This is a genomic window from Endozoicomonas sp. G2_1, assembly GCF_017744155.1.
In the GTDB taxonomy this organism is placed as follows: domain Bacteria; phylum Pseudomonadota; class Gammaproteobacteria; order Enterobacterales; family Alteromonadaceae; genus JAGHQT01.
Window position 1 is genome coordinate 178,513 of sequence record NZ_JAGHQT010000006.1, and the last position, 22,056, is coordinate 200,568.

At 43.3% G+C, this 22,056-nt stretch carries 14 protein-coding genes; 4 read left to right on the top strand and 10 right to left on the bottom strand.

Annotation, left to right across the window (positions count from 1 at the left end):
- Positions 1–22 precede the first annotated feature (22 nt).
- Together J7384_RS09805 and J7384_RS09810 are read right to left on the bottom strand one after the other, a co-directional pair.
- Entirely contained in the window at positions 23–589 is a 567-nt protein-coding gene (locus J7384_RS09805) for a YSC84-related protein (protein WP_209113511.1), read from the bottom strand.
- 70 nt (positions 590–659) lie between these two features.
- Entirely contained in the window at positions 660–1,253 is a 594-nt protein-coding gene (locus tag J7384_RS09810) for a hypothetical protein (RefSeq protein WP_209113513.1), read from the bottom strand.
- 214 nt (positions 1,254–1,467) lie between these two features.
- Here J7384_RS09810 and J7384_RS09815 point away from each other — a divergent pair, with 214 nt between their 5' ends.
- Positions 1,468–2,589 carry an alanine--glyoxylate aminotransferase family protein gene (locus J7384_RS09815; protein WP_247741724.1) on the top strand — a complete coding sequence of 374 codons (1,122 nt, stop codon included), beginning with the start codon at positions 1,468–1,470 and terminating at the stop codon, positions 2,587–2,589.
- A gap of 98 nt (positions 2,590–2,687) precedes the next feature.
- Here J7384_RS09815 and J7384_RS09820 read toward each other — a convergent pair whose 3' ends face one another.
- A complete protein-coding gene (locus J7384_RS09820) occupies positions 2,688–4,544 on the bottom strand; it encodes a M1 family metallopeptidase (RefSeq protein WP_209113515.1) in 1,857 nt (618 codons plus the stop codon).
- 250 nt (positions 4,545–4,794) lie between these two features.
- A complete protein-coding gene (locus J7384_RS09825; protein ID WP_209113517.1) occupies positions 4,795–5,664 on the bottom strand; it encodes an OmpA family protein in 870 nt (289 codons plus the stop codon).
- A 374-nt stretch (positions 5,665–6,038) separates the two neighbouring features.
- Here J7384_RS09825 and rnt point away from each other — a divergent pair, with 374 nt between their 5' ends.
- The 3 genes from rnt to J7384_RS09840 are packed head-to-tail and all read left to right on the top strand — an operon-like array spanning position 6,039 to position 8,632.
- Positions 6,039–6,743, top strand: a complete 705-nt coding sequence (rnt, locus tag J7384_RS09830; RefSeq protein WP_209113519.1) for a ribonuclease T — start codon at positions 6,039–6,041, stop codon at positions 6,741–6,743.
- A 45-nt stretch (positions 6,744–6,788) separates the two neighbouring features.
- Positions 6,789–8,072 carry a HAMP domain-containing histidine kinase gene (locus J7384_RS09835; protein WP_209113521.1) on the top strand — a complete coding sequence of 428 codons (1,284 nt, stop codon included), beginning with the start codon at positions 6,789–6,791 and terminating at the stop codon, positions 8,070–8,072.
- Positions 8,073–8,089: 17 nt separating this feature from the next.
- Positions 8,090–8,632, top strand: a complete 543-nt coding sequence (locus J7384_RS09840) for a response regulator (RefSeq protein ID WP_209113523.1) — start codon at positions 8,090–8,092, stop codon at positions 8,630–8,632.
- 110 nt (positions 8,633–8,742) lie between these two features.
- On the opposite strand, the gene J7384_RS09845 is transcribed toward J7384_RS09840, so the two are convergent.
- The 6 genes from J7384_RS09845 to recC all read right to left on the bottom strand — a co-directional run bounded on the left by J7384_RS09845 (position 8,743) and on the right by recC (position 21,939).
- Entirely contained in the window at positions 8,743–10,971 is a 2,229-nt protein-coding gene (locus J7384_RS09845) for a TonB-dependent receptor (RefSeq protein WP_209113525.1), read from the bottom strand.
- 196 nt (positions 10,972–11,167) lie between these two features.
- Entirely contained in the window at positions 11,168–11,584 is a 417-nt protein-coding gene (locus J7384_RS09850) for a CBS domain-containing protein (protein ID WP_209113527.1), read from the bottom strand.
- Between the two features lie 239 nt (positions 11,585–11,823).
- The gene (locus J7384_RS09855; protein WP_209113529.1) at positions 11,824–12,336 is read right to left on the bottom strand and encodes a DUF3087 family protein; all 513 of its coding nucleotides are present in this window, start codon (positions 12,334–12,336) and stop codon (positions 11,824–11,826) included.
- Positions 12,337–12,383: 47 nt separating this feature from the next.
- Positions 12,384–14,405, bottom strand: a complete 2,022-nt coding sequence (gene recD, locus J7384_RS09860; RefSeq protein ID WP_209113531.1) for an exodeoxyribonuclease V subunit alpha — start codon at positions 14,403–14,405, stop codon at positions 12,384–12,386.
- The gene (gene recB / locus J7384_RS09865; protein WP_209113533.1) at positions 14,402–18,145 is read right to left on the bottom strand and encodes an exodeoxyribonuclease V subunit beta; all 3,744 of its coding nucleotides are present in this window, start codon (positions 18,143–18,145) and stop codon (positions 14,402–14,404) included. Before recB ends, recD begins: the two co-directional genes overlap by 4 nt.
- Complete coding sequence (gene recC / locus J7384_RS09870) at positions 18,142–21,939, bottom strand: exodeoxyribonuclease V subunit gamma (RefSeq protein ID WP_280636347.1); 3,798 nt, start codon at positions 21,937–21,939, stop codon at positions 18,142–18,144. Before recC ends, recB begins: the two co-directional genes overlap by 4 nt.
- Between the last annotated feature and the right edge of the window lie 117 nt (positions 21,940–22,056).

Here is a 22,056-nt window from a genome sequence, read left to right on the forward strand (position 1 = left end):
GGTAAAACAATGCCAGAAGGAATTAATTTAGCGCAGGATCTCGCCAGAATTTTGTTCCTTTTACTGTGGCTTGTAATGCCAAGCCACTCTCAGTAAAGGTATAGACGGTGACATCACCATAATAGGCTTCACCTTCTACTGAACCACCTTTATCTGCAGCTTTAGCAGCGGCATCAGCGTTGCCACCAAAGGTCCAACCCTTTTCAATAAAATTATTCATTGCCTGTGTAGAGTGAAAAACCATAACAATGCGATAATCTTTCGCGCCTAAGCCCAAACCAATACCACCTTCCGCCATATTCATATAAGTGTGCTGCTTGGTTTTCATATCTTTTACTACGCCGTAGCCGGTGCCGGCGGCAATAAAAATGAGATTAATATTCGCGTTACTAAATACGGCATAGCCGGGTGCTGAATTCAGCTGTGCACGAGTATCAGGCTTTTGTTTGAACAATTCTGTTAACACTTGTTCTTTCATCTGTAAGATATTTTGCCTTTTATCAGCATTACTGCCTTCACCCATTGACGCACAGCCGCCAAACAAACTCAATGCAACAATTACACCTAGCATTTTTATTGTTTTATTCATCAATAATTCTCTCATCGCTCACTAGCCTTTACACAGCCGTTGATCATATTTAACTCTAGATGAAAAACCATTACTCAACAACGGTTGAGCTTTCACTAAAGCATTGGTCTCTCGACAACAATGCCAAACGGTTGAGATAAGCTTGGTAGCCAGTTTGATTGAAGTTGACTGATTTAGAATTGATAAAACCGTGCAAGTAGTCACAACTTTCAACAGTTAACTGTGCTTTGCCTGCCAAATCAGTTTTGAGTTGATTTACCGAAAAATGAGGCTCAAATTTAGGCACAATTAAGGTCATTGGAAAGTTAGGAGTCAATTCGGTGAAATGCCTAATTTGATTACCATAGAAGCCAAGCCCGCCAGTAATAGAAAGGTTTTTGCTCACTTCTTGGCCAGCAAACCACCAAAGTGCCGCCGCGCCAACACTAAACCCGAGTATTGATACCGATTCTCCTCGATAGCTTTTGAGCTTGTGCGACAGCATTTGACAATAGCCCTCAAAACCGAGATGTTTGGTGAAATACTGGTAGGCGTCATTATCATCGTCAAAGCTTTGCTCTGTAGTGTATGGAGAAACAACATCGATATCGCCATCAAGGCTATTTATCAAGTTTTCAAGCGCTGAATTATGGCCAAAGACATCAGTTACAATTAGCTTATTCATTGTTATATTACCTAAAAGCAGTGCTCAATAATAAACGTGGTGAAAAGAAAAACACCAAATAAGCACCTAGTCCACACCTTACCGTTATTACTAACAAAAGTCAGCCATAACAGCCGCTTATTGAGCCTATTAACCCGATTAATTATAGTGGTAATATACCTGCGTGATAAGCTGATGCAAATTGGCCTTTACATAAAATTTAGAGAAATAAAATATGACTATTACTTCATTTATCCCGACACAGCGGACACTTATGGGACCGGGCCCTTCAGATGTTAGTGCGCGTGTATTATCGGCGCTGGCAAGGCCGACAATTGGCCACCTTGATCCACTATTTATCGACATGATGGATGAAGTAAAAAGTATGCTGCAGTATGCTTTTCAGACTGAAAATGCTCACACTATTGCACTGTCAGCACCGGGGTCAGCTGGTATGGAAGCCTGCTTCGTCAATTTGGTTGAACCTGGCGATAAAGTGATCGTTTGTATCAACGGTGTTTTTGGTATGCGCATGTTAGAAAACATCAAACGCATCGGTGCAACACCAGTCATTATCGAATCGCCGTGGGGACGCGCCGTTGAGGTACAAAAAGTTGAAGACGCCCTTAAATCGAATCCTGATGCAAAGTTTTTAGCTTTTGTTCACGCCGAGACCTCTACAGGAGCTCGTTCAGATGCGAAAACGCTTGGCGCATTAGCCAAGGAGCACGACTGTTTAACAATTGTTGATGCAGTAACTTCACTGGGTGGCAGTGAACTAAGAGTTGATGAATGGCAAATTGATGCTATTTATTCTGGTAGCCAAAAGTGTTTGTCGTGTGTTCCCGGCATATCACCGGTTAGCTTCAGCGAACGCGCGGCAGAGGTAATAACAAGTCGCGGCGCGCCAATTCAAAGCTGGTTTTTAGATCAATCTTTAGTGATGGGCTACTGGTCTGGTCAAGGTAAGCGTGCTTACCATCATACAGCGCCTGTAAACTCGCTATACGCGCTGCATGAATCACTGGTTATGCTGCAAGAAGAAGGCTTAGAGCAATGCTGGCAACGCCACCAAAATATGCACAATGAGTTAGCTAACGGCTTACAAGCGCTCGGTTTGGATTTCATTGTGCCAGAGCAAGAGCGACTAGCGCAGTTAAATGCGGTTTATATTCCCGAAGGCATCGACGACGGTAAAATTCGCAGCTTCTTACTAAACGAGTACAACTTAGAGATTGGCGCTGGTTTAGGTGATTTTGCTGGTAAAGCATGGCGCATTGGCTTAATGGGTCACGCAGCTCGCAAAGAAAATGTCGCGCTGTGTTTAGCGGCATTGCAAGATGCTCTCAATCAATAAGATAGTAAACTAATTACAACTTAGTCACAAAAAAGCCCGTTTGGCATGCTAAACGGGCTTTTTTATATTGCTATCAACAATGAGTTATAGCTATCGTTCTAACGCAAAATACTATCAACAGTACCTTGTGCTAATGGGTGATAACCCGGACGAGCTTTTAGGTATACCTTAGCCGCCCATGCCTTACCCTGCTCTGTTTCCGCTAACTTTCGATACAAAGGGACAATTAACTTACGGCGTCCAATAGTCACTAAATAGCGTTCCATTGCTGGATAAATAGCTTGATAACCAGTGCGCAGTGACAATAAATACCATGCGTGGGCAAGCTCGGCATTCGCAGTATTAGTGAAGCCGTAAGCATTGTCTAAAGCCGACATTTGTTGCTCAGTTAAGTCTAGTGGCAAGTTATTAATAAAGTGCAACCACTGGTGTACCGTCCAAATATTGGTATTGAGCTGCTGTGCTGTTTGACTACCACCAATAAACGCTTGAATTTGACCATCAACCAGCTCAAAGGCATTTGATTTAGGTCGAGGCACAAAACTCGGTAAGCCTTGCTCAAACAACCATTCGTTTAGCTGTTGCTCACTGACAATATTCGGGTATTTGTTGATTAAATTGGCCTTAACATAATCAACAAAGCTCTCGGTACCAAGACTTTCAAAAGCATGGCTATCGAAATATTGACGAATGAACTTATCGAACTTATCACGACCAAATTGTTGCTCTAGATAGATTAAAAACAACTGACCTTTAGTGTATGGCACACTTGAAAATGCATCGTCTGGATCGCGACCCGCCAAGTCTAAGTAGAGCTCGGTATCTTCAGGTGCCATTTCGGCAATGGCAAAACTCAAGCCCTGCGCGTCTAGTGCTTGCTCCATCAATGCGCGATCGCGGCCAAATACTTCTTCCATAATGCGGTTTTCAACATAACTGGTGAAACCTTCATTTAACCAAAGGTCGCGCCACGATTCATTAGTGACCAAATTACCCGACCAAGAATGAGCAAGCTCGTGGGCAACTAAATTCACTAAACTCTTGTCGCCAGCAATGACTGTCGGGGTAATAAATGACAAACGCGGGTTTTCCATGCCACCGAACGGAAAGCTAGGTGGCAAAATTAACAAGTCGTAACGTCCCCAGCGATATTCGCCAAACAACTTTTCTGTTGCGTCGATCATCGCTTGTGTATCGTCAAACTCTGCAACGGCTGACGCCAACACGCTTGGCTCAGCGTAGATACCTGTGATATCACTCATCGCGGCAAACTCTAGATCGCCAACACCAATTGCAATCAAGTAAGGTGGAATCTTTTGTGGCATGGTGAAGTAGTAATCGCCATCACGCTCTGTCTCAGGTTCGTTATTGGCGCTCATTACCGCTAAAACATCGGTTGGCGTGGTAATTCTGGCATCGTAGGTAATGCGAACCGCTGGCGTGTCTTGAATGGGTATCCATGATCGGGCGTGAATAGCTTGGTTTTGGCTAAACATAAACGGTTTTTGTTTACCTGCGGTTTGCTCTGGTGTTAGCCACTGTAAACCTGATGCTTTAGCCGTTGAGTGATAATAAATTCTCAACGCTTTGGCTTGAAATTTTGGATCAACCACAAGCTTGGCACCAAGTACTGGGTCACGCTTAGCCAGTTTGTGTGATACCGCGTACCAATGATTGTTGTTTGCTTTGGCCAATACTTTATCAATCACTAAATCGCGAGTATCCAAAATAATCGCAGTTTGTCCCTCAATATCTTCAACCAGCCAATCAAAATCGAGCTCGGCAAAGCCAGATAGTGATTTTTGTTGAAAATCGACGGCTAAATCCAAGTACAAATGTGACATTTGCACCTGATCGTAGTTTGCATAAGTGTAATCGTCTTTACGTTGCGCGCTCGCTGTAAAACTGAGCGCGAGACATACCAAGACCAGTAATCGAGAAATCAATATTTTCATTATTATTAACTCTTGTTATTGGGGAAAACGAATGTGCTTTGTTGTTTGATTTGAGTTTTAGTAAGTTAAGTTTGAACATTCAAGCTTAGCCTTCAAAATCAAACATTAACCGCTTATCCAATAACATCGCCATCAATTGCTGGCGATGACTTTAAAGAATAAGAACTTGTAAACACAAAAAAGGCCTGTAGCTTAATGTAAGCAACAGGCCTATTCAACTGAACATAGTGATAGAGTTTAGACAACCGTGTTAGGGTTTATCCATGCGAATCACTACCCTACGGTTTTTGCCGCGTCCTAACGTGGTTTGGTTTGACGCGATATGGCGACGTTCACCATAGCCTTCGGCTTGAATTCGGCTAACATCGACACCGTTTTGAACAAAGTAGTCTTTAATTTTTTCGGCGCGACGCTCTGATAACTTCAAGTTAGGCCAACGACCACCGTAGCTATCGGTGTAGGCGTCAACCAAGACTAACTCTAAATTGGGATCTAATGACAGATACTCAGTGATCATTGCCATGCGCTTTTGTGACGCTTTAGTCAACTTATCACTGTTAGACTGGTAATTGAGCACTGTATAGGAAATGTCATCAAAACTATAATTAAGTAAATTACCGACACAGGTAACAAAATCGCGATAAGCGCGCTTAAATTTAGCTGGCGATAAGCCAACCGATACTTTATTGCTGCCGTCGTACCAATCGTTGTAATAAAACTTTGGATTCATACCCTGCTCAAGTTCATTGAGCATGGTCCATGCAACTTTCTTCGGCAAACTTGGAGCAAACTGCTTATACAGTTTCATATCGGCAAGCACTCTGTCGCTGTGGCCTGGACGCCAGCTGGGAGAAACCGATCTTACTTCAGCCAACGAGTAATTGTCTGGCAGGCGCAACATATCGAGTTCAAACGACATATTGAGTTGCCTGTTGGCGCTGCTGGAAAAACGCGCTTCACCGTAATTGGGAATGGTATGAGATAAAGTGCACTGCAAGCGGGAGTTGTTGGCAAGCTGCCACTGCGAATCAGTTAGATCTGCTTGATATTGACGAACGTTGGCCTGACTAGTACCAGCCATTAAAATCAAAGCAACAGTAGGAATTAATTTTTTAAGCATAAACAACCTTAATTACAACCCTGATTCTACTTGAGCGCGACATATTTTTCTCGACCAGACCACAATGCTATTTGGCTAAGCAATTTGCTCAAGTAACAATTCTAATATTGTTACTATCGGCCTGTCAGTAAATTTCTTTACTCTTTTATTGCAATAATTTTCGATTTAATTCACTGATTAACTACGTAATTTATCAAGCAAACCAATTGCTACTGCAAATATTCAACCATATTGACTAATATGCTCAATTATCCGACAAAAAAAAACACAAAATCGCTTTTACATTAACAGCTTCTCGCATCTTTTGCTGGCTTGCGTATAATAATGCCACGTCACTAACGAAGTAACACTTGCGCACAAAATAATAGGACAATATGACAACTAGTACGGCAAACTCGGCAAAAACTTGCAGCCCATCTGACGAAAAATCACTTTTTGCCCAACGCTTTCGCGGTTACTTTCCGGTTGTCGTAGATGTTGAAACCGCAGGTTTTAACGCACAAACAGATGCCTTATTGGAAATTGCCGCCAGTACCTTAAGTTTAGATGAGGAAACTGGGCAGTTTTCACTCGATGAAACAATCCACTTTAACGTAGCGCCATTTGACGGCGCTAACTTAGAGCAATCAGCACTGGATTTTATCGGGATTAGAGACCCATTCAGTCCCCTGCGCGGAGCAGTTGGTGAAGATCACGCATTGAAAGAAATCTTCAAATTAATCCGCAAAAAAATGAAAGCCGCTGGCTGTCAACGGGCGGTGATGGTAGCTCACAATGCCGCTTTCGACTTAGGTTTTGTCAACGCAGCCACCGAGCGCTGTAATATAAAACGCAGCCCTTTTCACCCGTTTGTCAGCTTTGATACCACCACACTATCTGGTTTAGCTCTTGGCCAAACGGTACTTGCCAAAGCTTGCCAAGCAGCTAATATCGAGTTTAGTAACAGTGAAGCCCACTCGGCGTTATACGATACTGAAAAAACAGCCGAACTATTCTGTTACATCGTCAACAAATGGCAAGCGCTTGGCGGCTGGCCATTGCCAGTAGTTGAAAACCATGGTGACATTCAACCAGAGTGAATAGGTTACTGTGATAAAAACATGTCGATAAAGGATTAACAACAAATGAGCGCGCTCAACTACATCAAGCCCAATACCAATGGCGCAAAAGCACTGCCCCCCAATCAGCAAAACAACACTCAACTGGTTATTCTGCTGCGCTTTATCAGCATTGCGATTCAAGTATTAGTTATCAGTCTCGCAGTGACTGTTTGGCAGTATCAAGTTGAACTAACACCACTGGCGGTGGTTATCTTTGCCGAGTTGATTTTTAATATATCCAGCTACTACTTGCTAAAACACTTTAACCAACGAACTACCATCGGCGATTGGAGCCTATTTGGGCAAATAATGGCGGATGTTATTTTCTTATCGCTATTGCTCTACTTTAGCGGAGGTGCCAGTAATGCCTTTGTCTCACTGTTACTGATGCCAATTGCCATTGCTGCTGTCACTTTGCCAAAATTACTGATTACCCTAGTCACGTTAACCGCCGTAATCGCATACAGTTTGCTACTGGCAATGTTACCTGACCATGCCAGCCATCACGTTGATATGTCTCAACACTTTACTGGGATGTGGATTAACTTCTTGTTTTCTGCACTCGTGGTCTCGGTAGTCGTCGCCAGAATGGCATTTTCCCTCAACAAAAAAGAACGAATCCTGGCACAAATTAGAGAAGAACAACTCAGACAAGAAAAGCTCTTAACCCTCGGGGTTGCCTCAGTGCAAGTGACTCATCAAATTGCGACACCAATAGCGAGCGTGCAGCTCTTGATTGACGAGCTCAGCGAGCAACAGCCCAACGATCCGATAGTCGATGAATTACAACAACAATTGAAACGCTGTCAACAAAGTCTTGGTCAGTTTAGACAGTTGGCTACTGAAGTCAGACAACAAAAAATATCACCGCTTAGCTGCTCTAACTTAGTCAAGCAAATAACTGAGCACACAACCCTTAATTTTCCTGAGTTAACGCTTGAGTGGCTTAACCACAGTAAACTGCCAGAACAAGCGGCGATTGCGTCAGATTCATCATTAATTCCGGCAATTTTAAACTTGATTCAAAATGCTCAGCGGGCCAATCCAAAATCGATGACTTCGATAGAAATCAGCAGTGAGATAAAAAATCGCCATTGGCATGTTGCTATTCGCGACTTTGGTGTCGGCTTTAATTTAGCGTCGTTGGCTGAGCTGGGTGAACAGCCAATCGTGAGCGAACAAGGACTTGGTATGGCGGTAATGCTCAGCCATGTTAGCCTTGAACGGCTCGGCATTAAGTTATCCTTAAGTAATCACAGCGAAGGCGGTGCTATCGCTGAGCTCATTATTCCGCTGATAGATAACTAAGTTACAGGTAGCAAAAGATGAATGCGAATGGTGCTAACAAACTATTGGTCATTGAAGACGATCAGAGCTTTGCCAATATCACGATGCGCAGACTCACTAAGCACGGTTTTAACTGCCAGCACGCTGCTGATGCCGACCAGGCTCTTTTGGCTTGCCGAGGCATGTTACCTGATTACATATTGCTCGACATGAAACTCGAGCGAAGTAGTGGTTTAACATTATTACCGCTGTTACGGGCAATCGTGCCCAGTGCCCGTATTGTATTACTGACCGGCTATGCCAGCATTGCCACCGCGGTTGCTGCAATTAAGCAAGGCGCCGATGACTACCTCGCCAAACCTGTTGACAGCCAAACCTTAATCAACACGTTACTTGGTGATTCATCAACTCAAGCTTCAACCGATATCGTTAATGACAATGTATTATCGCCAATGCGAGTAGAATGGGAGCATCTTCAACAAGTGCTCAAAGCAAACAAAGGCAATATTTCTGAAACGGCACGGCAGCTCAATATGCATCGCAGAACCCTGCAGCGAAAACTGCAAAAGAAACCTTTGTGACTATTGTTGCAGATTAACCAGCAGACCAATAAAAAATCCCGCTAGGCACATGAGTCTTGCCTAACGGGACTTGGGAAAACGCCTTTTCTAAAGCTTCAAGCTAATTCGAGCTAAAATGAATAACTCGCTTCAAACCAAGCACTAATGCCCTCGCCGGGGATTCTGGTGCCCTGTGCTATCTCACCACCATTAACTCGATTGTAACCGCTTAAGTGGCTGCGATAGTCTTTATCTAACAGGTTATCAACACCCGCTTTTAGGGTGATTTGCGGGCTTAAATAGTAGTGCAAATCTAGATTGACTAAGCCATAGCCAGCACTGGTTTGTTCTAAGTTGGTTGTCGAGACTTTGTTTTGTTTGGCAAAAGCGGCTAACTTGAGCATCGCGGTATAGTCTGAGCCTTGATAAGCTATATTTACTTGGGTGTTTAGTGGTGCGATTCGGTAAAGCTGATCATCAATATCTCTGCGCTCTCCTCGCACATAACTGGCGACCCCTGACAGCTGCCAATGCTGGTCAATGCGATATTGCCAATTAACATCTAAGCCGTATAATTTGGCATCAACATTGTTAAACTGCAACGGATTTTCATCCCCTGCCATCACCTGCGCCACCATACGGGCAGCCATCTCATCCATTGCCAGCGGCGTGCCTTGAATATAATCATCTATTTGTTGGTAAAAAAACTGTGGACTCAGTGTTAACTGCTCGTTATCGAGATTGATACCAAAGTTAAACTGATACGCTCTTTCACTGTTCAAGTGTATATTGCCAATGTAAGTGCGGCCATCCGCAAGGCCAGCGGTTGCCTCCATCGGTAACCACAAATAACGCTCTTGGTATGATGGTGCGCGAGTTTTCATGCCAATACCGGCGGTTATCGACACTTGATTATTCAGTCTTGTTTCACTATTGATGGCAACATCGACATCGGTCTCGGTGACGTTGCGATCGGCATTGTTAAAACGATTTTGTAACATCGCGGGCATTGGCAACATCGCCATTGATGTTGCTACGTCACCGGCATCAGATTGTGCCTGTTTCACTCTAATACCAAAATTTAACGCACTGTCGGCAATTGTTGTTGCTAGTTCAGCAAACACTCCATACCTATGATCTTCGACCGCGTTGAAATTATTGACAAAGAACAGCTGATTATTAGGGTTGGTAATGACTGAATCGTGCTCAGCAAAGTAGCCGTCAATACCCAAGGTTAAGCTGCCAAAGTCAAACGTTTGCTCTGCACTAACTTTTATATCGATCGTTTCTGCTTCTGCATGGTTACGGCGATGACGCATTGGGTTATTGTTGGTTCTCAGGGCGAAATTAGTCATTTTGTGATCTGCATCTAAATAGCCCAATTGCCAGTTCAATTGCCAGTCTGCCAGTTTAAAATGACCATCTAAACCCACTCTGTGGCTAAAGATATATTCAATATCCATTGGTAACGCTGGTGTACCAGAATCTTGTGTATCTAGATAGTGATAGCTCAGGCCAATGTCCGAATCACCATTATCGACTCTAACATCGCCACCAAACTGGCGTTTTTGGAACTGTGTTGGACGAATACGGCGACCATCACCGGTTTCCATATCATTGGCCTCTTGAACATTGGCAAATAATAGTGCGCCGATATCGCCACGACTGATATTGACAACACCAGCACCTGTTTTGGCATCGTTATTAGAGCGCCACCCTAGCTGAGCATCACCGTTTAACTGTGTTTTGGCTTGCTGATAAGCTTGTGCTTTACGCATATTGACATTAATTGCTCCACCCAAAGTATCAATGGCGGCTGATACTGGCGCAATACCTCGGTAAACTTCTAGGCTATCAACGATCAACGGCGTTGAATAACTAAGCGGTGTATCCATGGCATTGGGGCCGGCGCCAATGATGCTATGCCCATCAATAGTGGTGGCGACCCGATCGCCAAATAAGCCGCGATATTGAGCAATACCGGTTACTGGGCCATTTCGATTGACATTAGCTCCCGGTACTGAATGTAACCAATTTGCCAAATCTGGTGCACTGGTGCTGCCTTGTGCGAGGGCAATTTGTGCTTGCTTCGCAGATTGACTAAAACGTTGATGACTAATAGTAATGACTTCAATCGCGGGTGCTTTATCTGAGATTATGTCTGCGCTGCTGTCTGCAATGTTATCGGCGTAAGCACCAAAGGGGGTTAAGCCTGTCATCGCCATGAACAATAATGTGCTCTTGGCAGATTTAGGTGATTTAGTTAAATTAAGTGACGCAATAGCGTTTTGTACTGCATTGACTAGTGTAGATTGTAAAAAAAGTACTTTCTGCGGACGAACACGGGAACAAGGTAACATAAATAGCCTATTACAAACTGCTTTAATACAAAAACTGAATAGGTCTATTGTCACTAGCTAAGTGCTTATTGACAAAGATAAAAACGAAAACTGCGACAATATGTCGCAGTTTTTAAAACACCTTTTCGCTCTATTCTCGTCTTAATCTCAGTCTTTATTTTTTACTTTGATCAAGCGCAAAAAATATTGCTAAAAATTAGTTTCTTTTGAAGTTTTTCCGATAATGGAAATCAATTGCAGCCAAGACATCGGTTCGACTGATGGTACCTAGTAAATTGCCATCATCGTCGACCACTGGATATATTTTTGGTTTGTTTTGCACCATACGTTGGGCAACTTCAACAATTGAATCATAAGGTTTTACCGATAAAACCTCTTTGTGCATTAAATCAGCAACATTGGCGGTATGTTGGTTATAAAAGGTCGATTCTAATAACTGGGTCAAAACATCGTTTTCTGACAAAAAACCGATTAACTGATTATTGTCATCAACAACTGGACCGCCGCGTTGTTGGGTTTTCAATAATTGAGAAGATGCTTTTTCTACGGCCATTTCCGGCGTAAAAATCACAGGGTAATGGTTCATGTATTCTTTTACTTGTACTGATTCCATAGCAATGCCCTTATAAATAAACTGCGCACACAACAATTCAAGCAATCACCAGTAAAACACTTACCGATATTCCACTAGCTGCTTTTTTCATACTTTCTACTTTTTAACTCTAGTAGAAAAAAACAAAAAATTCATAGTCTTAATACAATATTTTTATCGTACTACGCTCGATAATAAATCGATTATTTTTCGCTCAGCGAATTCCAATTTAGCACAGCAATTTAAAAAAGAAAGTAAAATCAAAACTTATCAACCAAGGTTAAATCTGGCGTCTGATGTTCTTGCTCAAACGATAGATTGAACTGCTCAGCCCATTCGAGGACTGCTTGATGATCCCGTTCAAACGATGCCATGGTAATGGTGTTGTCATCTAGGTGGTAAATGACTTTGTAACTGCGATAATAATAATCTAACAGCAGTAAGGCATCAACATCACCTTGTTTCGCTTTTGCTTTTATCTTATTGAGTTTGCGATATATTTTATTGAGTCCTTGCTTAGTATCAAAAACCAGCGCAACCTCTTGAAAATAAGGCTTAGTACGCAAACTATGCAGAATCGCCATCATCGCAACTAAGGCTAATATCACCCCCAATAAATTAAAGCGGAAGTTACTGCCCTCACCGTCAGAAAAAACCGCGATTAAGCCACTACCAAATGTCACGGCTAAGGCCGCAAAGCCAATAACAAAGGCAATAATAATGCGATTTAATCGCTCGCGGTATTGGCTCTTGTCAATATCAGTCAATTTCATTTACAGGTTTTCTCTTTGATTAAGTTAAAGTTTAAAATCAATGCACCCTAGTCAAAAACGGCGTTTGCCAAATGACCATAGCGCTCACTATTGGTTTCAACGGCGCGCGACCAAACATTGGCCAAGCTACAAATACTGAGCTTTTGCTTAGCACGGGTGATGCCCGTGTATAACAGCTCTCTTGATAACAGCGGATTATCGGCATAGTCGGGTAACACCATGGCAACGTGGTCAAATTCACTGCCTTGAGTTTTGTGAATCGTCATCGCATAAACCGTTTCAAAAGCCGGTAATCGAGATGGTACCAGTTGCTTATAAGCCATTTGTCCACTTTCGCTTTGCTGCTCAAATAGAGCCATTAACTCGTTGTCCTGATTACGCCAGAGCAAGCCGATATCACCATTGTACAAACCGAGTTGATAGTTGTTCTCGGTGATCATTATTGGTTGGCCGTGGTATAAAGGCTTGCCGCCGGTTTTGCCACTTACCATAGTATTAATAGCATGTTGCGCCTCTAATATCTGCTCAACCGCATGGTTAAGCGCATCAACGCCATAAGTTCCTTGGCGCGTCGCCGCTAGTATTCGAAATTTACTCAAGGCAGTGAATGCTTCAGCAGCAGTTTCGGCAGTAAATATTGGTTGATAGTATTGCTTAACCAATTCCGGCAGCCAAATTTCAATTGTTTGCGGTAACAAACTCAATTCGTCATTTTCTGGAGCTTGACTGAGCAACTGCCAGCTAGTGTTAACATCACTGGCAATCACTGCTTTGGCGATCTTACCGATGCCGCCATCTCCAGCAAAACGTCTGCTTTCAACCAGTAATGACAAATGATCGTAGCGCTTGTTGTTAACTTTTTTTAAGCCTGTTGCCTTGGTGCTAAATTCAGGTAACAGCTGTTTTAACCGCTCGATATTGTCTTTGCTGTAACCAATTAGCGGCCTTGGTGCTAACGCCGACAGCACGTTACCGACTGCCACTGATGGCAATTGGTCGGCATCACCGAGTAATATCACTTGGCAGTGGCTTGGCAAAGCCCGGAACAAGCGGGTCATTAAGGGCAGATCAACCATAGAGACTTCATCAATTAACAAAACGTCTAAGTTCAATGGGTTATCTTGATGATGACGAAATTCTAATTGATTCGGTATCACGCCTAGCAAACGGTGAATGGTTTGTGCTTCGGTTGGAATTGCCTCTAGGATCGACTTTGGAATCAATTCGGTAAACTGCGACAACGCATGCACAATTGATTCAGTTAATCGTTGCGCCGCTTTACCCGTTGGCGCAACTAAAGCTATGTTGCAGTCGCGATCGCGATTAAACCTTTGATTTAATTTTCGATTTAACTGGACAATAGCCGCCAGTAATTTACTGACCGTATAGGTTTTACCTGTACCTGGCCCACCAGCAATAATGCTAAAACGCTTCATTAGCGCATTAGCAACCGCAAGCTTTTGCCAGTCTACTTTGGCAGCCGTAACCTCCGGAAACAAGTCAGCGATAACCGTTTTTGCGATGGCAAGTGTTTGTTCATCTATTTGAGTGTTATCACCTGTTAAGCGCTCAGCCAGTAAATTGCCGAGCTCTTGTTCAAAGTCGTAGTAACGTTTTAAGTACAAACTCTTATTAGCATAAACAACCGGCTGACGTTCGCTGGCGTTGAGCGATAAACGCTCAAATAACACAGCTAACTGCTCAATATTTGGTAACACGTAACCAACCCTATCAATTATGCCATCTTCATTGACACTAGTAAAAGTAAGCCTTCCAGCAAATGTAACTAACGGCAAACAAGTATGACCTGCTCGGAGTGATTGGCTTAGTAATAGGATAATATGAAAAAAATCAGCGACCGACTTTTTATCACTAGGGGACAAATTAAGTGCGTTTTGGGTGGCGCTCTCTTGGCGGCTCTTACTGAATAATGCAGTGGTAAGGTGCTTTGCCAAAAAGTAATCTACCGGAAGCACTTCTGCCAAAACATTTTGCGCCTGATGATAGCTGTTATAAGGTAGTTCTATATCAATATTATCGTGCTGGTTGACACTGATATTGTTGCTCACAGTAACTCCTCCGAAGCGTTATCATGACCAGCACTAAAAAGCTTATCCAGCTGTATAAGTTCGCTTGGCTCAATTGCTCGATAATAAACTCCAGATCCGAGTTCAGTTTTATTCATACCGCGTAAATACAAATAGTAAACGCCGCCAAAATCTCGAGATGGCTGGTAGTCTTCCAGCGTTAATGAAAGCTGACGATGTAGCGCCAAGCTATAAATCAAATACTGTAAATCGTAATAATTTGATTCAATGTGCTGGCTTAATTGCTCTGGCATGTAACTGTGATAGTCATCGCCCAAGTGACTCGATTTATAATCACAAACATAGTATTTGCCATTTGTCTCAAATACTAAGTCAATAAAGCCGTGCATCATCCCCTTGAGCTGGCGATAAAACGGCAACTTGATTTGTTCAACCTTGCAGCCCCGATGCTTAGCCAACAGGTGAGCTAAATCTGCCATTTGCGCCTCAACCATAGGAAAGTAAAACTCGCTTTCACGCAAGGTTTTAGCTGGTTTGAGATCAGCCAGTGAAAAACTTGAAATGTGTTTTGTTGGCAGGTTTTGAGCGTGTGTTGAATCTAGCTTTGACTCTTGACTAATTTCGCCATCAGGTGCTTTGTCATTAACTGATATAACTAATGGTGCCGATAACACTTGTGTTAACCAAGCAACTAAGTCGGTTTGTTCAAAGCCCGCAGGCAGTTCACCAAAACGCTGTAATGGTTTAGTGATAACGTCTTGCCAATCAGGTTGGTCAAATCGACAATGTTCCAAAATACCGTGCAACAAATTACCGGTTGGTGCCCCTTTAGCAAGCTCAAACCTCAGCTGCTGGCTCTCTGGATTTTGCTGTAATTCGATTAAGATACTCTCACTGTCGCGATCTGGATTAGAGACACCGCTGTGGCTAACATGTCGAGTTAATGCTGAGAACGAGCTCAACCACCAATCGCGCTCAATGTGTCCGGTAAATTGCGCGACTTGATAATACTGTGCCGAATCAGAAGATTGCGCAACTAATTCACCTGTTTGAAGCTTAGACGCAGCATGAGTTTCAGTCAGATTATCTAGCGCTATTTGGTCAATTTTACAGTAGCCAATGGCATCACTTTGCTCGGCAGCAAGATTTTGTAAACTGACACTGATATCGGTACCTGGTTGCCAGTTCAGGGTTTGCCCTAGTGGTGATAACTCTGCTTGGTCAAAATCGGCAGTAAGAATATAACAACGCTTTTCTGCGCGTGTAATTGCAACATATAACAGGCGAATAGATTCGGCGTAAGCCTCTGCACTCATCAGCTGACGGGCGTTAGTGTCGCCATCTAAACAGACCTTGAGTTTACCGTCTGAATCATGATACTCAAGATAGTTTAGCAAGCGATTGCCAATTCGAGTCGGATCTTTGTGCCTGGTGGCAAATGGCACGAAAACCACCGGATATTCCAAGCCCTTTGAACCGTGTTGCGTAACAATTTTAATTAGGTTGGCATCACTTTCCAGCCTGAGTTCAGTTTCTCGGTCGGCAACGGTGGCGTTAATTTGCTGTTCAAACCAATAGAGCAGCTCTTGTGGTTGGCGATATCGCTGGCTGGCGGCTTGTAACAGTTCAAACAAGTGCAAGATATTAGTTAAGGTGCGATCTTTACCGTGCTGTTGAACGTTAAAGTGCTCATGCATAAGGCTTAGCGCCATGCTGATAAAGCCCTTTTGCTGCCAATGGCTGCGCAAATCAATAAAAGCGAATTTTTTCCGTTGCCACGCCAGTTCATCTTGTTGCAATTGATAGAGTTTTTCGCCGTCAAAGCCAAGTAACTGATTTGCCAATGCCGCGGTAAACAAGCTATCGCGCTCAACAAACCAAATGCCTGATAAAATTTGCCACAGTAATTTGGCTTCACTGCTATGATACAAATTACTTTTGTTACTCAAATACACACTCGCCAAGTCGTAATCGCTCAACGCTTGGCTAATTTGTGCAGCTTCGCCACCATCACGCACTAAAATTGCAATGTCTTTTGCTTGGACTTTTTCTTGGTGCTGCCCGCTCGCTTGCAAAGTATTAACCGATAATAAGCGCTTAATTTCACTAGCGCACCACAGCGCCATTTGGCGTCGAAAGCTCTGCTTAACTTTTGTCGTTTTAGTCGATGATTTAGCGGCGCTCAACTCAGGACAAAAATCGACAAATTGCAGCGCCTTGTAATGGTCAGCACCATCGTCGGTAAATTCGCTGTTACCAGCGCTTAGCAGGGCTTTTGGTGATGGTTTTACTGGCTGATAATCAATACCATAGCCAAACACATCGACTGCGCTATCGCGATTACCCAATGGTTGACCGTAAAACAAACGGTTGTAACCAGCAATCATCTGAGCCGTTGAACGCCAGTTGGTGTCCATCAGCCACTGGTATTGGCATTGATCACGTGCTGCCAAGTAGGTGAATACATCACCACCGCGAAAACCGTAAATGGCTTGTTTAGGATCGCCAATCATAAACAATGCATTATCTGACTTTGACAGCGGCGACTGTACTTGCGCTAACTCGGCTTGCTTGAAATTGCGCAAATACAGCGCCGATAAAATATCAAATTGCTGTTGGTCAGTATCTTGAAATTCATCAACTAAGGCGACTGGGTATTGGCTTGCCAGCATATCTGCCAATTGGCTATCAATAGTAACTTGCTCTGCCAATAAACTAATCAAGTCATCAAAGTCTAAACGACTTTGGCTCTGCTTAGCTTGTTTTACACTCTGTCTTATTTGCTCAATACCTTTAACAACAATCGCGAACGCACTGGCTTTAGCAATACTGCTATCATAACTCTTGGCAATTTTTTTTAGCTGATTCAGATGGTTAAAGGCTTCAACAAGTTCAGCTTTGTATTTCGAGCGACTGTAACGACGACCATCGACAAAAGCATCGGGCATTGCGCTAGTACTGAGTAAATCGATGTTCGAACCACAATCAGACAACCACAACTTGAGATTTTCTAGTTCTTGCTTTCTTTTATCGCGATCCGCGCCCTTCTTGCTGTCAATCAAGGCCTCAGTCAATAGTGCGTCGTAAGCGGCTAAATCTGCCGAGCACGCCGCTATTAAGTGAGTAAACTCCTGTTTAACAACGTCAACACTTTTTACCGACAGCACCGCGTGTTTATTAATCGCTTTGCCAAAGTGTTGTAAGAAGCTTTCTGGCGTTGGCCAAAACTCGATTAAGGCGAGAAAATCATCTACTGCCTGTTTAGCGATTAAGCGATACCAATCTTGGCAGCCTGCAACAAGCAACTCCGGACAATCGCTTTCCAAATTAACGTCAAACGGTAAACTTGATTGAAATGCGTATTGAGAAAGTACTCGTTTGCAAAAGCCATGTATGGTGAAAATTGCCGCTTGGTCAATATTAACCAGGGCTTGCTTTAATAGAATATGAACTTTGTCGGTGTCGACCCGCTCGGCGATGGCAATAAAAAACGAATCTTCTTGGCTAAGCTTGGACCAATTGAGCAAGACTTCGCGGATGGTACTGTCAATTCGACCGCGTAACTCTTCCGTGGCATCATTGGTGAAGGTCATCACCAAAATTTGTTCAACGGTTAATTCACGCTCTAACAGTAAGCGCAAATATAATCGCGTAATGTTGTAAGTTTTGCCGGTTCCTGCGCTGGCCTCAATCAAGTGACTGCCGGTGAGCGGAATATCTTGGGCGACTAATTGCTGCGCTGAAAGTGCTGATGCTATCATGGTTGACCTCCAGCTCGCTCACGGCTAAAGGTTAAGTTTTGCTTCTCTAACGAGGTTAATAATGGTTGATAGAGCTCAGTTAACGGCGCTTGGAACTCACTTAACTCAGGGCATTGTGGCCAAAAATAGTTTAGGTAAGGATCATCTTTAGGCGCATTAGCTGGCATGCCTGCAAAACCGCCGTCATCTTGCCAATAATGTTGACAATCTGCTTGTTCAAAACTTTTGCTGGTTAGTACTTTTTGCCCAAGGTTGGCATTTAGTAATAGCGGTTGGTACTGACCAATAACATAATATTTCAGCCAAGTTTTTAGCAGTTCTAACACGCAGCTAGACGCGCTATTGTCGATATCTGGCTGACTATTATCGTCACTACTTGTAGCTTGGTTAAGCAAGCTTTGCTCATTAACCGTATATTTTACGGGTCGCTGACTCTTGGTATCAAAATAAAGGCCGGTTGTGCCACTAATTTGTTTCAATTTTTCCGCGACATCATGATCGAGCTTAACGCTGTTTTGCTGACTTAGCCGATTTACACAACTAACCGCTAACTGCTGACAATATAAAATCATCATGTCTTTTATTTTAGCGCTACTACTACGACTGTGAACGGTCTGATTACTCGCCGTGTTAATAGGGATTTTACACTCTAGAAGGATGTGAAACGCCTGCCCGCTATCTGCTGCTAGCTCGCCGTGTTCTGCACTTTCCTCACTGATATTGAGTTTAAGAGACACCGGCAGTGAAAAGTGCAAGGTTTCTGTGGCGTTAACTTCCTGCTCTGTAATTAATTGGGCAAATAGCTGGCTGTCATCCTGCCAACTTGTTAACACTTGTTCGGTGTTGGGGCTATCTGGAAACACGCCGCTAAGTAATGCGTGGTCAATTAACCTATGGCCAGAAACCGCACATGCAACGTCATTAGTTGGAGCACCTAACTCTTGCTCTAACTCTCTTGTTAAGGCTTCTTCAACAAAACCAAGCCGCGTTTGATAACTTGCCAATGGTTCAAAACCAAACGGTTCATCATCACTAAGTTCAGTGCCTTCAATTGCTAAGTTTAGTTGCAGCTGGGCTCTAGCAAACGCTCTCGACGGATGTTGAAAAAAAGCAATAAGTTGATTTAACGACAGTTCAATATTTGTCACCGCTTGATTATCAACTGGAGTATTACCACCTTGCTCAAAAGTATCGATGGCGCTCGATTGATTGACATAATCAGCCAAATTAGGTCGTTGCCAATTGCTCTCTTTAGTTTGTCCCAGTGCCAACCAATTGGCATCAAAGCTTGGGTAATGACAACTGCCGAGATAATCGCGTGTTACCAGCAGGCTTTTGTCGGTATTAATTATCCCGCTATGATCAGCCGCAACAGGAATATAATTACTTTCACTGTAGGCTTGCATCGGTAATTGTCTGAGCTGAGTTAGGCTTCCACCCTGCTCAAGGCTGCTATCAAAACACCAGCCATAGCCGTAAGTTAAATATTCCAATAACTCTTTAAGCACCAGTGACGGCTGTTTTTCGGTATTGGTTTTAATACTGCGTCCTTGGTAGCTCAAATACAAAGATTTGCGCGCTGAAATGATTGCTTCTAAAAACAGATATCTATCATCACCACGCCTAGAACGATCGCCGATTCGCGCAGGTGTGCTAGCCATTAAATCAAAACTCAGTGGTTGACGCTGACGCGGAAACTCACCATCGTTTAAGCCTAACACCGCGATCAGTTTAAACGGAATGCTGCGCATCGGTAGCATTGAACAAAAAGTAACTTGGCCAATCATAAACTGACGACCGGGATCCGGCTGACTAAACTGACCACTTAAAAAGTTAACAACAACTGCAAGCGATATGACATCATCAAATTCCGCATCCTGACAGTAGTCAACTAAGTGCTCAATGGCTTGGTTGATCATCAATAAACTTTGACTTACCCGAACCTCGCCATCTAGGCTATCATCGTCAGTAAATAACTGACTGAGCATTTCGAGCAAATATTGCTGCCACTGGCTTGCAGTTCTCGCCTTTGCTAAGCCAGCGCTAAAGTTTTGCAACTGCTCTAAAATCAGCATTAGCTTTCCCAGCAACAAGGCATCTTGGCCTTCAACGTCGGGCAGCACTAATTGTTGTTGATAAATATCAGCTTGGTCACCGTAGGCAAAACCCAATAACAGTCGTTCTAAACCTTGCTGCCAAGTAAAAGCATTACTGACACTATTTTCGTTATCGCCACTGGTTTCGATGCCATTAGTCACGAAATTTGCTTTGTGATCTTGATTTAAACCCCAGTGCACACAAGCTTTGCTGAGCCAAAGTGAAATCTTATCGAGCTCTGCTAAGCTCAATACAAATTTTGCTTGCATCGCCGGTAAGCGCAAAAAGCTAATAATTTGGTTTACTTGAAAACGGCTGTCGGGCAAGGTCAACAATTCTAAAAATGCTGCTACCAATGGATCCGAGTCTTTCGAGTTGCGATCCGCAATCGAGCACGGCAACGGCGGTACTGCATTGGAAAGCTCCTGCCAACCTCTAGCGAATACTGCATCGACATAAGGTGCATAATGCTCAATATGAGGGCACATCACAATAACGTCTTTCGGCGTTAATTCAGGATCATCGTTAAATTGATGTAACAACCAATCGTGCAAGCCTTGAACTTCGCGAAGTGCACTGTGAGCGCTAGTAATCACGATGGAATTATCAATCTGGTGACGCCGCTCAGCTCTAGCGTCGGTTAGGGTTAAGATATCCTGTTGTATTTGATGTAGCACTGACCTTTGCTGGCCGTTGTCATCGCTTTGTTGCTGGTCGGTAAGATTGTCGAAGGCATCAATATTAAACGTGCTGCACTCTTGAAGTAAGGCCAAAAATTCTCGCCCTTGTTGGCCTAAGTTAGCCAAGAACGGGTTGCCAACGCTTTGGCTAATATCTTGATAGCCACCAGTCCATTTACTCAAGGTTGCAAAGGCGCGTTTTTCGGTAACGATATCGCCCCAATAATCACAGCAAGGGTTGAGGTGAAAAAAGTGTACTTGGCTATGCTCACTAATTGTTTCAAGCAGCTCTAGCCACATTGGCGCCATGGCATTAATGCCAAAAAACGACATTCGCTTTGGCAATAACTCACGGCACTTTGGCATCGTGGTTAAGTTATCTTTTGCTTGTTCAATAATCGCAATAGGGTCATAGCTTTGCTGTGCCTGAAGGAGCTGCCAAAGCTTTGCCTGCCATCGACTTAATTCACCGAGCGTCACTGATTGTTCAGTGTTTTGATAAGTGCTCTCACCATTTTCATAAGAATTAACCGACGTTTGCCCTAAATACCAGTTGTGTAACCAATCTGGACGAAAAACCAAGTACTGCTCGTATAAATCGGCCAATTGACAAGCAAGTTGATAGCGTTTGTCTTCAGCTTGTTGCTCACTGGCGGCAGACTGCCAATACGCGGTTGGTTGCACGAAATCATCATCGTCAAGCACTGACGCTTGATTGAGTAATTTAAATATCCGCCAACTCAACACTTCTCTAGAATACGCCGATTGCTGTGGTACTTGATTGCCACTAGCTAGTGTTCTCACCAGTTGCCATAAAAATTGAGCAGGTAAAGCAAAATCTATATTCATGCTAATACCACGGCTCTGCGCTAGCGACATATTGAGCCAGTGCTGCATACCGGGGTTTTGAACAACGATTGTTTCACCTTCAAATAACGATAAGGGTGAAAGCTGTTGAATTTTAGCGAGAAGCTGCAACAAATTTTCCATTTTGTTGGCAGGATAAAGATAAATCAACGGAAAACCAGATACTTATTTGTTTGGTTAAATTTAACCATAGTTGCCAAGTATTAGCCATTAAAAAGGCGAGCATTGCGCTCGCCTGAACTAAAAACGACCAAATCTATCAAATTA

Coding starts and splice junctions, on each gene's coding strand:
- J7384_RS09805 (WP_209113511.1), bottom strand. CDS start 589: ATGAATAAAACAATAAAAATGCTAGGTGTAATTGTTGCATTGAGTTTG.
- J7384_RS09810 (WP_209113513.1), bottom strand. CDS start 1,253: ATGAATAAGCTAATTGTAACTGATGTCTTTGGCCATAATTCAGCGCTT.
- J7384_RS09815 (WP_247741724.1), top strand. CDS start 1,468: ATGACTATTACTTCATTTATCCCGACACAGCGGACACTTATGGGACCG.
- J7384_RS09820 (WP_209113515.1), bottom strand. CDS start 4,544: ATGAAAATATTGATTTCTCGATTACTGGTCTTGGTATGTCTCGCGCTC.
- J7384_RS09825 (WP_209113517.1), bottom strand. CDS start 5,664: ATGCTTAAAAAATTAATTCCTACTGTTGCTTTGATTTTAATGGCTGGT.
- rnt (WP_209113519.1), top strand. CDS start 6,039: ATGACAACTAGTACGGCAAACTCGGCAAAAACTTGCAGCCCATCTGAC.
- J7384_RS09835 (WP_209113521.1), top strand. CDS start 6,789: ATGAGCGCGCTCAACTACATCAAGCCCAATACCAATGGCGCAAAAGCA.
- J7384_RS09840 (WP_209113523.1), top strand. CDS start 8,090: ATGAATGCGAATGGTGCTAACAAACTATTGGTCATTGAAGACGATCAG.
- J7384_RS09845 (WP_209113525.1), bottom strand. CDS start 10,971: ATGTTACCTTGTTCCCGTGTTCGTCCGCAGAAAGTACTTTTTTTACAA.
- J7384_RS09850 (WP_209113527.1), bottom strand. CDS start 11,584: ATGGAATCAGTACAAGTAAAAGAATACATGAACCATTACCCTGTGATT.
- J7384_RS09855 (WP_209113529.1), bottom strand. CDS start 12,336: ATGAAATTGACTGATATTGACAAGAGCCAATACCGCGAGCGATTAAAT.
- recB (WP_209113533.1), bottom strand. CDS start 18,145: ATGATAGCATCAGCACTTTCAGCGCAGCAATTAGTCGCCCAAGATATT.